This is a genomic window from Nocardioides dubius (genome assembly GCF_039528155.1).
Classification (GTDB): Bacteria; Actinomycetota; Actinomycetes; order Propionibacteriales; family Nocardioidaceae; genus Nocardioides; species Nocardioides dubius.
Map to the genome: position 1 here is coordinate 68,085 of NZ_BAAALG010000013.1, position 14,577 is coordinate 82,661.

8 protein-coding genes and 1 tRNA gene are annotated in these 14,577 nt (G+C 70.3%); 7 read left to right on the forward strand and 2 right to left on the reverse strand.

Annotated features, from left to right (window positions below; all coding sequences use genetic code 11):
• The first annotated feature begins 82 nt into the window (after positions 1-82).
• The 6 genes from ABD151_RS17495 to ABD151_RS17520 all read left to right on the forward strand — a co-directional run bounded on the left by ABD151_RS17495 (position 83) and on the right by ABD151_RS17520 (position 11,056).
• A complete protein-coding gene (locus ABD151_RS17495; RefSeq protein ID WP_343996087.1) occupies positions 83-7,081 on the forward strand; it encodes an Ig-like domain repeat protein in 6,999 nt (2,332 codons plus the stop codon).
• A gap of 104 nt (positions 7,082-7,185) precedes the next feature.
• Positions 7,186-7,258 (forward strand) — tRNA-Thr (locus tag ABD151_RS17500).
• Positions 7,259-7,453: 195 nt separating this feature from the next.
• Entirely contained in the window at positions 7,454-7,573 is a 120-nt protein-coding gene (locus ABD151_RS17505) for a hypothetical protein (RefSeq protein ID WP_343996436.1), read from the forward strand.
• A 154-nt stretch (positions 7,574-7,727) separates the two neighbouring features.
• Positions 7,728-8,339: a hypothetical protein gene (locus ABD151_RS17510; protein WP_343996088.1), complete on the forward strand. Its 612-nt coding sequence runs from the start codon at positions 7,728-7,730 to the stop codon at positions 8,337-8,339.
• On the forward strand, positions 8,339-10,501 hold the full coding sequence (locus tag ABD151_RS17515) for a transglutaminase domain-containing protein (RefSeq protein WP_343996089.1): 2,163 nt from the start codon (positions 8,339-8,341) through the stop codon (positions 10,499-10,501). The genes ABD151_RS17510 and ABD151_RS17515 overlap by 1 nt, the downstream gene beginning before the upstream one ends.
• Before the next feature lie 18 nt (positions 10,502-10,519).
• Complete coding sequence (locus ABD151_RS17520; RefSeq protein ID WP_343996090.1) at positions 10,520-11,056, forward strand: hypothetical protein; 537 nt, start codon at positions 10,520-10,522, stop codon at positions 11,054-11,056.
• A 59-nt stretch (positions 11,057-11,115) separates the two neighbouring features.
• Here ABD151_RS17520 and ABD151_RS17525 read toward each other — a convergent pair whose 3' ends face one another.
• Together ABD151_RS17525 and ABD151_RS17530 are read right to left on the reverse strand one after the other, a co-directional pair.
• Positions 11,116-11,745, reverse strand: coding sequence for a HipA domain-containing protein (locus ABD151_RS17525; protein WP_343996091.1), 630 nt, complete (start codon positions 11,743-11,745; stop codon positions 11,116-11,118).
• A 265-nt stretch (positions 11,746-12,010) separates the two neighbouring features.
• Positions 12,011-12,346, reverse strand: coding sequence for a cupin domain-containing protein (locus ABD151_RS17530; RefSeq protein WP_343996092.1), 336 nt, complete (start codon positions 12,344-12,346; stop codon positions 12,011-12,013).
• A 195-nt stretch (positions 12,347-12,541) separates the two neighbouring features.
• Between ABD151_RS17530 and ABD151_RS17535 the strand changes: the two genes are divergently transcribed.
• On the forward strand, positions 12,542-14,577 hold a 2,036-nt coding region (locus ABD151_RS17535), incomplete at its 3' end, for a molybdopterin-dependent oxidoreductase (RefSeq protein ID WP_343996093.1).

A 14,577-nucleotide genomic window follows, 5' to 3' on the forward strand; every position in this document is an offset into this window, starting at 1 on the left:
AACCGCTGCTCCATCTGCCCGGCCCCGCCGGTTCATGCGCGTCCCTTCTCCTTGGTTGGCTTTGTCAACCAAGGAGGCAGTGATGCGGCACGAGGTGCTGGTGCGACGAGGGATGGGCGGTGCGCTTGCGGGCGCCCTGCTGGCGGGGACGTTGGGGGTGATCGCCGGCCCGGCCCATGCGGAGCCGGTCGCCGAGCCGAGGAGCACCTACCTCGGCAGGTCGCTCTACACCGGCGAGTTCCACTCCCACACCTCGGTCAGTGACGGCGTCCTGCTCCCCGACGACGCGTTCGACCATGTGCACGACGAGACGCAGGCCGACTTCTTCACGCTGTCGGAGCACGACGTGATGTGGGATCTGCGCAACGGCGACGACTTCATCGACGACTGGCGCGACGCGGAGTCCACCGAGTGGCGCTACCTGCACGAGCAGGTCGAGGCCTACAACGCCGCTCAGGACGAGCTGGTGGCGGTGCCGTCGATCGAGAACACCTGGTACGACGGCACCGGGCACATCAACGTCTTCAACGCCGACTGGAAGGCGACGGCGCGCGCCACCGAGAAGGGCAGCGTCGACGGGTTCGGCAACGCCTTCGGCACCGGCGACATGAAGTACGACATGTACACCTTCTTCGCCCGGCTCAAGCAGGATCCGGAGGCGATCGCTCAGTTCAACCATCCCAGCCGGACCGGGAAGGGCAACTTCTTCGACTTCAACGGGCTCGACCGCCAGGTGGACGACCGGATCGACCTGATCGAGGTCCGCTCGGCTGCCCAGGGCGACCAGTTCGTCAACGCCCTCGACAAGGGCTGGCACCTGTCCCCGGTCTGGAACGGCGATGAGCACTCGGCGACCTGGGTGACCAGCAACCAGGCGATCACCGGCCTGTGGGCCGAGGGGCACAGCCTGGACGACCTCTACGCCGCGATGCGCGAGCGCAGCACCTACAGCACCCAGGACGTCAACGTCGAGCTCGCCTTCGGCGGCAACGGCCGGCTGATGGGATCGATCCTGCCGGGCGACACCAGCGAGGTCACCTTCGACGCCCGACTGATCGACCCCGACGCCCGCGACGAGTTCACCAAGGTCGAGCTGGTCACCAACGGCGGCGAGGTGGCGCATCTCTTCCCCGGGGTCGGCGGGCGCTCGCTGGAGCTGACCCATACCCGCGCCGTCGCCGACGGCGACTACTACTTCCTGCGGGCCACCCAGGCCGACGGGCACCTGGTCTACTCCGCGCCGCTCTGGATCGGCGAGACCACCCGCGGCGCGGACTACGCGCCGCAGATCGACGTGGCGTCGGGCTTCCCGACCTCCGCCGGCTACGGCAGCACGATCGCCCTGCCCGAGGTGAGCGCCACCGACGACTCCGGCGCGACGCCGCAGCTGAGCTTCGAGGTCTACGACTCCGCAGGCCAGGTCCCGGTGGTGGACGGAGGCTTCGGCATCCGCAGCTACGAGGACCACTTCGTGGTGGTGAAGGCGACCGACGCCGGCGGCAACATCGGCGCCGAACTGCTGCGGATCACCGTGGACCAGGACGACCTGGACCCGGCCGGCGTCTTCCAGCACTTCGGCAGCACCGCTGTGGTCACCGAGCAGCCGGGCGGCGCAGGGCTCGCGGTCTCCACCGACCGTGCGATCGCGAAGGTCTATGCGCAGGTGCTTCCCGAGGGCAGCGAGGACTGGACCGTCGCCCCGGTGCTCACCTCGACCAACGACCGTCCCTACGAGGTCAACGCGATCGGCAACGACGAGCCGGTCTACCAGCACGCGATCACCGGCCAGACGTTGCGCAGCCACGAGTTCGACCTCGAGGCGCTCATCGACGGCGGGTCCTACCGCTACCGGTTCGGCGTCGCCGTCGACGGCGAGGCCCCGCGTGCGGACGACGCCGCGGCGTGGACCGACGTCCAGGGCGAGTTCGTGGCCGGGGGCGCCGGGAACGAGCCGATCTATGCGATCGGCGATCTGCAGGCCACCTCGCACGACCCGGGCGACCTCGGCCTGCTGCGCGACGTCCTGGATCGTCTGCAGGAGAAGGCGCCTGGCGGTCGCACGCTGCTGCAGACCGGCGACCTGGTCGACAACGGCGGGCGCGGCCAGTACTGGCAGGAGGTCTTCGATCACGTCTTCGACGGACTCGACGTCCAGTACGCTCCGGTCGCCGGCAACCACGAGACCTATGGCGACCTCGACTACGACTCGCAGTCGCAGGAGCGCACGGCCATCTTCGGCAACATGTTCAACACCCCCAAGAACGGGGCGATCGGGGAGAGCAACTACTCCTTCAACCGCGGTGACGTGCACATCGCCGTGCTCAACTCCGTGCACGACATGGAGAAGCAGCTCAACTGGCTGGCCAAGGACATCCGGGCCTCCGACCGCCGGTGGAACGTCGTCACCGGGCACTACTCCTACTACGGCGGATCACACGGCAGCGACGGCCCGCTCGCGGCCGATCGGCCCAAGCTGACCGCCGCCTTCGAGAGGCTCGGCGTGGACCTCTACATCGGCGGCCACGACCACATCTACAAGCGCTCCACCGTCTACGACGGCCGGCTGGCCGCGACGCCGGAGGAGGAGGCGCGAGGCACGACGTTCGTGACGCTCGGCTCTGCGGGCCCGAAGTTCTACGACAACGTGGCGTACTGGTGGGACGACGTGGTCTTCGACGAGAACACGCAGGTGGGCACCGTCCTCGAGCCCAGCGAGGACGGCCTGAGGCTCACCACCTACACCGTGGACGGGCGCGAGGTCGACAGCTACACCGTGCGCAAGCCGCAGGGGTACTGGAAGGTCACCTCGACCGACGTCGTCGACCGGGAGCTGGCGGGCATCGGCGTGGTGAGCAGTGAGGGAACGCCGGAGCGGACCACCCTGATCGCGGCCACCTACGACCGCAGCGGCACCACCCTGCGCGACCTGCGCAGCGCGGAGGCCGTGCTCGACCACGAGGGTTCCGAGCAGCTCGTGCGCTTCGCCTCCCCGCTTCCGGTCGCACCCGGCGACACCCTGAAGGTGTTCGCCTGGGACGGCCTCGGCACCGCCCGGCCGATGCGGGCCCCGATCCTGGCGCAGGAGGGCATCGACGGCGAGGGAACGGCCGAGGACCCCTACCGGATCGCCGGCGCCGCCGACCTCGACAAGATCGCGAACGACCCCAGCGGGCACTACCTGCTCACCGCCGACCTCGACCTCGGTGGCACGGTGCGCCCGCAGCTCGACCAGTTGGTGACTTTCCGCGGCGTCCTCGACGGCGGCGGGCACACCATCTCCGGCTTCGACGCCGGCGAGGCCGGCGGCGCCGGCCTGTTCGCCGACAACTACGGCACGATCCGCAACCTGGTGGTGCGCAACGAGGTCACTCGCACGCGCGGCACCCTGGGCCTGGTCGCCGATACCAACCACGGCCTGATCGAGCGGGTGCACACCGCCGGCTCGATCGCCGGCACGACCCGGGTCGGTGGCATCGTGGGCGACCACTACGGCACGATCCGCGACTCCTACTCCACGGCGGACGTCAGCACCACGGGGCTGTACGCCGGCGGTGTGGTCGCGATCGCGATCGGCGAGTCGACCAGCGAGCGGATCTACTCCACCGGGAGCGTGAAGGCGACCGGGCGCAACGCGGGCGGCGTGGTCAGCTACGGCTACGAGAACACCCACGTGAGCCAATCGGTCTCGCTCAACAAGGTGGTCCAGGGGACCTCGTTCGCGCACGCCATCGTGGGCCGGGTCGCCGACGGCCAGCTCGCCGACCTGCAGCGCAACTACGCCAGCTCCGCCGTCAGCGTGCTCGGCGAGACGCTCACCGACCCGGCCGCGCCCGACAACTGGAAGGGCGGGGTGAGGCCGGCCGTCGAGCTGCGGACCGCCGCCTTCTTCGCCGACCTCGGCTGGAACCTGGAGTCGGTGTGGGAGTGGCACGCCAAGGCGAAGCGTCCGGTGCTGCGCACGGCGCGCGAGCAGATCGACGACACCGCGGTGGCGCCCACGCTGCCGCAGGACACCGACGGCGCCTACCTGATCGGCAGCGGCGAGGATCTGCGCAAGGCCGCAGCCTTCCCCGACGAGAGCTACCGCCTCTCCGGCGACGTCGATCTGGCGGGGCTCGACCTGCCGCAGCTCGGCGCGGACGGCGCCTTCAACGGCGTGCTGGACGGCGCCGGGCACACGTTCTCGCACTGGACGTCCACCAAGGGCGGTCCGTTCGCCCTGATCGGGGCCCAGGGCCGGGTGCACGACCTCGGGGTGGCCGACGTCGCGATCACCAAGCCAGGTGCTCGTGCCGGCGGCCTGGTGGACACGCTGCGCGGAACCGTGGAGCGGGTCTGGACCTCCGGCGAGGTGCGGGCCGGGTCGTACGCGGCCGGCGTGGCAGGCGACTCCTTCGGCACCATCCGCGACGCCTACTCCACCGCGAACGTGCGGACCACCGGTGGCAACTACGCCGGCGGGATCATCGGCGTCGCGGACTCGCCCAGCACCACCGAGCGGGTCTACGCCACCGGAGCGGTGACGGCTTCGGGGACCTCGGCGGGCGGCGTCAGCGGCTATGCGCGCAACAGCCAGACGGTCCTGAGGCAGGCGTTCGCGCTGAACCCGACGGTGACCGGGACCACCACCAGCCAACGGGTGGTGGCGAGGGCCGCGAACGGTGAGACGGCGGCATTGAGCGCCCTCTACGCCGTCGAGACCGTGGTGGCCGGGGTGCAGAGCGTTCCTGCCGAGGGACCGCAGACCCTGAACGGCGCCACCCGCACCGTCGCCCAGGCGACGGATGCGGCCACCTGGCGCACCGAGCTGGGCTTCGACCTCGATCAGGTGTGGGAGTGGAGCGCCAACGGCAAGCGTCCGGTGCTGCAGGGGGCGACCGAGCAGGTCGCCGCTCCGGCCGGGCCGACCGCGGAGCAGGACGGTGAGGGCTACTGGCTGATCCGCACGCCTGCCGAGCTCGCGAAGGTCGCGACGTCGCCGGGGGAGAGCTTCCGGCTGGCGGCCGACCTGGACCTGGCCGGCACCGAGGTCCGGATCGAGAGCTTCTCCGGGAGGTTCGACGGAGCGGGGCACACGATCCGTGGCCTGACCTCCACCAAGGGCGGGCTCTTCGGGGCACTCACCGCGGAGGCGACGGTGAGCGACCTCGCGCTGCTGGACGTCGCGATCACCAAGCCCACGTTGAAGGCCGGTGCGTTGGTGGACACCCTGCGGGGGACCGTGGAGCGGGTCCGCACCTCGGGTGAGGTGCGGGTGCACTCCTATGCGGGCGGCATCGCGGCGGAGTCCTTCGGGACGATCCGGGACTCGTGGTCGGCGGTGAACGCCACCACGACGGTCGCCGACTATGCCGGTGGCATCGTCGGCGTGGCGGACTCGCCGAGCACCACCGAGCGGGTCTACGTCACCGGGTCGGTCGTCTCGGTGAAGGCCGCCGCGGGTGGGGTGGCCGGCTATGCGCGCAACAGCGGCACGGTGATCCGCCAGGCCGTGGTGCTGAGCCCGCAGGTCACGGCGACCGCCAACGCGCACCGGGTGGTGGCCCGGTTCGCGACCGGCCAGACCGCGAGCCTGGCCGACCTGTTCGCGATCGACACCTTGGTGCCGAGCGTGCAGACGGTGACCGCGACCGGTCCGTCCACGGTCAACGGGGAGACGAGGACGGGTGCCGAGCTGGCGCTGCCGGCGACCTGGAGCGCGATCGGCTTCGGTCTCGACGACGTGTGGTCGTGGGATGCGGAGGCCGAGCGGCCGGTGCTGGCGCTGCCCGCAGGCGGTGCCGGTGGGGTGACGGCCGATCGCTCGGCTGCGCTCGAGCCTGCGCTGGAGCCTGGGGTGGCCCGGGGATCGGTGGTCTCGGCAGATGACCGGGCGGTGGACCGGGTTGCGGCTGCTGCGCGCACGGCGGCTCCCGAGGTCGTCGATGATGCCGCTGGTGAGCGCTCGCACCTCGTCGAGGTGGACGGCGACCGCACCCGGGTGAGCCTGAGCCTGGGTTCGGGCGCCGGTGACGAGCCGGCCGGTGTGGTGGTCCTCGCGCCCGGGGCCGACCTCCGCGACCCCAAGCCCGCCGACGTGCTGTTCCTCGACCAGGTCGGCCTGGACGCGGCGGGTCAGGGTTCGTTCGCCGGGGCGGTCGGTCCGCTGGGCCGACAGCGTCTGGTGGTGGGATCCGCCGACGAGCGGGGCCGGTACCTGGCCCGGCTCGACCCGAGCGCTGCCGCCGACCCGGTCGGCCTGACGGCCGTGGACCTGCGGATCGTCGAGGGTGCTGAGGCCGTGCTGAGCGTGCAGACCGAGGCCGTCGGAGCCACCGGCGAGGTCACCTTCGCCGTCGGTGAGGATGCGCTCGGCGCGGCGGAGCTGGACTCCGGGAGCGCGTCGCTCACCCTGGCCGCCGGTCGCCTGCCGGTGGGCTCGCACCAGGTCACCGTGCGGTACGCGGGCGACGAGCTGTTCGCGGCGGCGTCGACCACCCTGCGGCTGACGGTCGAGGCGACCTCCGGACACCGAGCCGAGCTCGGGGTCGGCACGCTGGCTCAGCGTTGGGGCAGCGCCGCGACGCTGCGGGTCACCGTGAGTGGGGAGCACGGACTGCCGACCGGCAGCGTGCGGCTCTACCGGGGTGAGGTGCAGGTCGCCAGCGGCCGGGTCGTGGACGGCGTCGCCGTCGTCCGGGTGCCGGCATTGGCGCTGCGAGTCGGCAGCCACCGGCTGCGGGTCGTCTACGACGGCGATGCCCGCTACGGGCCGGTGTCCGCCGAGGTGGCGGCCCGGGTTGCGAAGGCCGCGGCATCGCTGAAGGTGCTCAAGGTCAGCCCGAAGAAGATCCGCGCGAAGAAGAGCAAGGCGGTGCTCCGCGTCCGGGTGCAGGTCCCGGCCGGAGTGAGCGCGACCGGCACCGTGACGGTGCGGGGAGCGGGCATCAAGGCCCGCTCCGTCCGTGTGGTCCGGGGCGTCGCGACGGTCAACGTCGGCAAGCTGCGGCGTCCGGGAGTGAAGCGGCTGAGCGTCGTCTACTCCGGCAGCAAGGACGTCGAGCGGGCGTCGAGGACGGTGCGGATCAAGGTCCGCCGCTGACCCTGTCGCGAGGAGGGTGGGGCGAGCCGGTGGACGCCGGTTTCGCCCCACCTCACCGGAGTCGGTATGCTTCCTCGCGCTGACGTTGACACTGACACCAGCACGCCGCCTTAGCTCAGTCGGTAGAGCGAATCACTCGTAATGATTAGGTCGTCGGTTCGATTCCGACAGGCGGCTCAAGTAAGTGCATGTCAGGTCTGGTTCGCTCTCTAGAGAGTGCCGGGCCTGCTGCGTTCTCCACCCATTTGCAACGCACCTACTACTCCTGCGTATCCCAAGAGGACTGGGGCGCGAGGTAGCTGCTCGGGGGTGCTGTAGCAGCCGTCCGCTTTGTCGCGATAGGGCGTTCGACCCGCGCGGTGCGGCGGAAGTCTGGGGAGCCATTCGCGTCTCGCCTACGAGATGCGCCGCCGGGAGGCCCGCTACGGCCTGGAGACGATGTGCATCGGCGGTGGACAAGGCCTGGCGGCTGTCTTCGAACTGGCCGACTGATCTCACCGACGCGCGGAGCGAATCACGCGCACGTGCACGCGCGCTGTGAAGGGCCTCCGAGGCAGGTGTGAACTGCGTGGTCCGGGGTATATGTCCGTCCGCCAGAGAGCCTGGCTCCCCAGCATGATGTGTGCTCGCGCAGGAGGACTGTCTCGTGAACAACCCGCAGCAACCCGGCATGTCTCCCTACGGGCACGGGGCCTACCCGCCGCCTCCGTCCCAGGCTCCGCGGCCGGGGAGCGGACGCACGCTGCTCTGGTTGGCGGCGGGCCTGGTCGTGGTGCTGCTCGCGGTCGGCGCCGTCGCACTGCTGGTGCTGGGCGACGACTCCGATGAGTCGCCGGGCGAAGGCACGAGCAACGCGCGCGACGAGTCGTGCGCCGTCTACAGCGAGTCGATGCTGAACGTGGAGACCTGGGCCGCCGTCGGCAACGATCCGGATCGCATGCAGGAGCTCTACGACGCGCTCGCCGAGGACATCACCGACGACGAGATCCGCGCCCTGGTGGCTGCGGAGGCGGAGGCGATGGTGGCGCAAAAGCGCGGCATCCAGGAGTGGAAGGCGAGCATGGAGGAGGCTCTGGAGCGGGGGGAGCATCCGGACACCACCCTGCCGGACGGGCTGGGTGCCGACAGCCCCGCGCCGAAGGCACAGGCCGCTGTCATCAACGCTTGCGCGAGCGCCTGGGGCGCCGACGACGACGCGCCGGTTCCCCAGGTCACCGCGCCGACGCTGGACCTGCCGAGCGGCTTGGGTGACGAGTGATGGCGGGCTACCCGTACCCGCCGGCCCCTCAGCAAGGCTGGCCGCCACCACCGCCGAAGCGTCGATTCCCCTGGCTGGCGGTCCTCGGCTCCGCCGCGCTTGCCCTGATCCTGATCGGCGGCATCACCGCCGTGTTGATCTGGGACCGCGACGATGAGGCCTCCGCTGACGCTCCGAGCAGGTCGGAGCGGACCAGCAAGTCCGAGGAGGTGCGCAAGCGCCTGCTCCAGGAAGGCCGCCGCGAGCTGCCGACCGCCGCGAAGACCGAGAACGCCGTCCCTGGCTACGACTACTCGACGACACTGACCGACGTCGCCACCGACACCGACCTGCTCATCCCTGCCAGCTACGACGCCGACGGATCCGAGACGCGCAACGGGGCAGAGCCGAAGATCGAGGTCTACTCCGATGCGGCGCTGACCCGTGCGGTGCCGATCGTGATCGTTCCCGACCTCACCGCGCCGGACTCCGATCCGCGGCTCGCGATCAAGGCGACAGAGTTGCGCCGTGCGCACATCGCCGGCCAAGGCGGTCAGCTGAAGTGGACCCTCGCCGACCTCGGCACCTATTGGAACCTCAACCCCACGGTCTTCGTGGTCCAGCACCTCACCCCCGACGGCGACCCGCGGCCGCGCCCCCTGGTCACCGAGGTCCGCTTCGAGTCCCAGGTGCCCGCTCCCGCCCAGGTCGCCTCCAGCGTGACGGCCGACGGCGACGCGCTGCTCGAGTGGTCGCCGGTCGACGGCGCCTCCGAGTACCTGGTGGTGCTTCAGCAGCGGCAGGGCGAGGCGGACGCAGTGCGCGTCGTCGGACGGACTGGCGAGACCACGTGGACCTCGGCTGGGACCGAGCGCTGCCTGACCGCCTCGTGCACCCAGAACGAGATCATGAAGCTGACCACCGTCGACGCCTCCACGATGGCGTCGGCGCCGAGTCTGGTCTCGGAGAAGGTGGATGCCCGACTGGGCGTCGTCGCGGTCGTCGAGAAGCAGACCTCGATCCTGGCCGGGATCGACTTCACCGGTCTGGAGTCGCTCCCGGTTCGCGCCGACCGCAAGTGGGACGCCGGTGCCGAGGTCGCTGACCGTGGCCTGGCTGCTCTGCCGAGCCGCTTCCTCTTCGTCTCCGTCGACGGCTCGACCCGCGCCACGGGTGCCTTCATCGAGCGCAGCGAGGTGCGTCGCCGAGGGCCCAGCTGGGAGGTTCCGCTGCGTGGGCAGGGCACCCGACTGGTGGACACCGTGAACATTCCGGCGGCCGCCGTCGAGGACATGGATGCGGCGGTGGCGAGGTTCAACGAGCGCGCCGAGCGGGACTACCCCCAGGCGGGCCTGGCGGAGCCGAGCATCGTGATCAACGTCGACCATCCCGAGGAGCCCAGCCCCGAGCTGCCCGCCCCTGACTACCCGATCTCCGGCAGCAACGAGCTGACCCGGTTCATCGCCGGCCAGCTGATCGCCGGCTCCACCGCGATCGACATCTCCGCGCTCGTCGACCAACCAGGCATGCCGGACGCCGTCGACGCGTGGAAGGAGGCGGTCTACCAGAACCCGTACGCCCTGGCGTACTTCGATCGGCCGACCTTCGCCGGCGACGTGATCCACGTGGAGCCCGCCTACTCGCCGCAGGAGAAGCAGGAGCGTCAGCGCGCGATCGCGCGGGCCGCGGAGTCGGTCGTGCGGAAGGTGACGCGCGCCGGGATGAGCGACGCCGAGAAGGTGAGCGCCCTCAACCGCCACCTGGTGGACTTCGGGGAGTACGACGACGCCGCGATCGCCGCGCTGTCGGGTGGCTCCCGCGCCGACATTCCTGCGCGCTTCCGGTACGCCTGGGAGACCGACGGGATCCTGGTCGACGGCGACGGGGTGTGCATGAGCTACTCGTACGCCTTCCAGGCCTTGGCCGAGGAGGCCGGAGTCGAGTCGGTCGTCGTGACCGGTGACCTCGCCGACGGCGGCGGCCATGCCTGGAACAAGGTGAGGATCGAGGGGAGCTGGCGCAATGTCGACGTCACCTGGAACGACCCGGAAGGCGGCTGGACGTCCTCGTCGGGCACGGCGTACCTGATGATCGGTGACGCCGACTTCACGGGGAGCGCCCAGCGCACCGAGCGCGACGACTGGATGGCCGATGCCTACCTGGCCCAGTACGCGAGCCGCTGACCGATGGAGGCATCAGGGATGAGCGGCAGTCACCCGGCACTCCCGCGTGCCACGTTCCAGGGGTACTGGATGGCACCGGGTGCCTTCGGGGGCGTCCCGGTCTGGCTGAGCGTCGAGGGTGGTCTTCTCTCGCTCGTCGCCGCTCAGCCGGGCTCGTCCGGAACCTCCGTCGTCTTCCGCGTGCCGGTCCAGCACGCCAGGGTGAGGGCGGCGGCGCAACGGATCACCGTCACCGTCGCGGGGAGGACCTATCCCGTGCTGGCCCGTCCGCTGGGTCCTGTCGTCGGCCCGGCGGTGGGAGTCGCCGGGTCGTTGGCGGGCCTGGCTGGCGCTGAGCGCGTCCACGGCGGCGCGGTCGCCGCTCGCGGGGCGAACGTGGCAGCGGACGCCGCCGCGTTCTCCCGCCAAGGCGGGCACCAACTCCTTGCCGCGCTACGCGCATCGGGGGCGCCGGTACGCCGCGTCGGCTATCCGGCGATCCTCGCCGCAGGTCTCGCGGCCGGGTTCCTGGTGGTCCTGCTGGTCACCGTTATCACGGTCGTCGCGTTGCGCTAGGTGAACTGCAACACCGCGAATCGCTGAACTTCAACGAGAAGGCCCCCTGCCGACGCCGTTCAGAGTCTGCTGCCGGGGGTGGCCACCGGCAGCACCCGGCTCGGGTCCACCTCCTGGTCCGGCACCCAACGGCGTTCGACGTGCTCCACGATCCGCTCTGCCTGCTGTTGCGCCACCTCGCGGGCCGACTCGGGCAGAGCTTGGATCGCGGCCTCGAACGCTGCAGGTAGCTGATCTTGAAGCAGCTTCACGGTCTCAGTGGCCCAGCCCGAAGGCATCCCCAAGCGCTGACCGACACGCTCCCAGTCCTTCTCAGTCACGTCGAGGAACGTGGTGGCTCTGCCCAGCTTCATGGGAGCTCGAAGGTGATCGTGTTGCGGGTAGCAAGCAGCGGAGGCGACGTCGTAGAGCGGAGCAAGACGTGCTCGGGACCCACTGAGCAGCATCGAGTAGTTCTTGGCGTGGGCATCGGTGCCGCCGATCATGGCGTAGAAGGCCAGGTAGGCGAAGAACCGCTCCGCTGAGTCGCTCCGGTCCTCCTCAGCCAGCGGTCGGAAGAGGTCGGAGATCTCCCCGACCCCGGGGCCGCCGTCGCTTTGGTACTTCTGGCTCGGATGGACCGAGAGTGCCACGCAAGCGCAGTGTGGTCGTACGGCCACGTCATATCGATGTGGTCGTACTGTCACCATGACAAAAGATGCCGTACGGCAACATCGGTTCTACGTTGCCGAACGGCCACATAGTTGCCGGTCTTGCAACGACAGTGCCCCTCCGCGCCGCGGGTGAACGGCTCGGAGGGGCACTGGGTCGTACGGCGCGGGAGAGTGGCGCCGGCCCGGGTCAGCTGATCAGCGTGTCGATCCCGCCGAGGTAGGTGCTCGGGTCGCCGCGGCACGCCTACACCCGCTCGCTGGTGGATGCGGTGCCGCGGGTCGCCCATCTGCGCGGGCGCCCTCACTGAGGGTGGGCGGCGACGCTCAACAGCACCACGGCGTCACCGAGCGCGGTGAGGTCGTGCCGCTCGGGCGGGATGATCAGGTAGTCGCCGGTCCTCCCGTGCCAGGAGTCGGTGGCCGTGCCGAGGCGGACCTCGCCGCTGAGCACCTGCAGGGTCGCCTCGCCGGGACTCTCGTGCTCGGCGAGCGCCTGCCCCTCGAGCAGCGCGATCACGGTCTGCCGCAGGCTGAAGTGATGGTCGGCGTGGATCGAGCGACCAGCGCGCCCGGAGCTCGCTGATCGGGCGGCGTTCAACAGCTCGATGGCGAGGTGTTCGAGGTTGACGGACTGCATCGTGGACTCCTTCTCGACAGCTCTGCGGTGGGGCCTGTGACTCGAGCATGGCACGGGCACACGACGCCTTCCCGCACCGTGACGTGGGGCGACCGTCCCAGATCGATCCAGGACCTTGGTCCTATCGACAAGCGCATCAGGGCCGCTATGTTGAGGTGAAGCCAACCGCCCCGACGCTTGAAGCGAGGTGCGCACGTGCCGGATCCGTCGCCTACGAACTCAGGCCTGGACGGGCCTGCATCTGATGCGCTGCTCGGAGTGGGGCGCTTCTTCAGCCGGTGGGACGAGACCGCAGACGGCCGAGCGGTCTTCCGGGAGGGCGGCCGCGCCGGCGACGTCTTCTACCGTGACCGGTGGAGCCACGACAAGGTCGTCCGGTCCACCCATGGGGTGAACTGCACCGGGTCGTGCTCGTGGAAGGTCTACGTCAAGGACGGGATCATCACCTGGGAGGCGCAGCAGACCGACTATCCCTCCGTCGGCCCCGACCGCCCCGAGTACGAGCCCCGTGGATGTCCACGGGGCGCTGCCTTCTCCTGGTACACCTACTCTCCGACGCGGGTCCGCTATCCCTACGTGCGCGGCGTCCTGTTGGAGATGTACCGCGAGGCGCGGGCCCGTCTCGGCGATCCGGTCCTGGCCTGGGCCGAGATCACCGGAGACCCCGAGAGGCGCCGGCGCTATCAGCAGGCCCGTGGCAAGGGCGGCCTGGTCCGGGCCACCTGGGACGAGGCCTTGGAGATCACCGCCGCGGCGCACGTGAACACCATCAAGGCCTACGGGCCCGATCGGGTGGCCGGGTTCTCGCCGATCCCGGCGATGTCGATGGTCTCGCACTGCGTGGGCACGCGGTTCATCCAGCTGCTCGGCGGGGTGATGACGTCCTTCTACGACTGGTACGCAGACCTCCCGGTGGCCAGCCCGCAGGTGTTCGGCGATCAGACCGACGTCCCGGAGTCCGGTGACTGGTGGGACGCCACGTATCTGATGATGTGGGGCTCCAACGTGCCCGTCACCCGGACGCCGGACGCACACTGGATGGCCGAGGTCCGCTATCGCGGGACCAAGGTGGTCACGGTCAGTCCCGACTATGCCGACAACACCAAGTTCGCCGACGAGTGGATGCCCGCCCAGGCCGGAACCGACGCCGCGCTCGGCATGGCGATGGGCCATGTGGTGCTCAAGGAGCACTTCGTGGACCGGCAGACGCCGTTCTTCCACGACTACGTGCGCAGCTACACCGACCTCCCGTTCCTGATCCAGCTGGAGGAGCATGACGACGGGGGCATGGTCCCCGGCAAGTTCCTCACCGCCGCCGACCTCGGCAGCACCGCTGAGGAGGACGCCTGGAAGACGGTGCTCCTGGACAGCACGTCGGGTGAGCCGGTGGTGCCGAACGGCTCGCTCGGCTTCCGCTATGCGGAGTCCGGGGTGGGGCGCTGGAACCTCGATCTGGAGGGCGTGGTCCCCGCGCTGACCATGCTGGACGCCGGCGCGGAGCCGGTCGAGCTCCTGCTGCCGGCGTTCGTCGAGGCAGACGGCTCCGGGTCGGTGCTGCGTCGCGGCGTCCCGGCGCGACGGATCGGCGGCCGGTTGGTCACCACCGTCCTCGATCTGATGCTGGCGCAGTACGGCGTCGGCCGCGACCTCGACGGCGTGCCGCTGCCGGGGGAGTGGGCGACGGGCTACGACGACGCCAGCACGCCCTACACCCCGGCCTGGCAGGCCGAGGTGACCAGCGTCCCTGCCGAGCAATGCATCCGGGTGGCCCGGGAGTTCGCGGCCAACGCGGAGGAGTCGGGCGGCCGCTCGATGATCATCATGGGCGCCGGCATCTGCCAATGGTTCCACGGTGACGCCACCTACCGATCGATCCTGTCGCTGCTCATGCTCACCGGCTGTCTGGGCCGCAACGGCGGCGGCTGGGCGCACTATGTGGGCCAGGAGAAGTGCCGACCGATCACCGGATGGGTCTCGTTGGCGAACGCGCTGGACTGGTCGCGCCCGCCGCGGACCATGCCGGGCACCTCCTACTGGTACATGCACACCGATCAGTGGCGCAACGACGGCTACTCCGCCGACTCGCTCGCCTCACCGCTGGCCCGCGGACACCTGGCGGGCAAGCACACCGCCGACACGATCGCGGAGTCCGCGCGGATGGGCTGGATGCCCTTCTACCCGCAGTTCTCCACCAACCCGCTCGATGTCGCGGAGCAGGCCCAGGAGGCGGT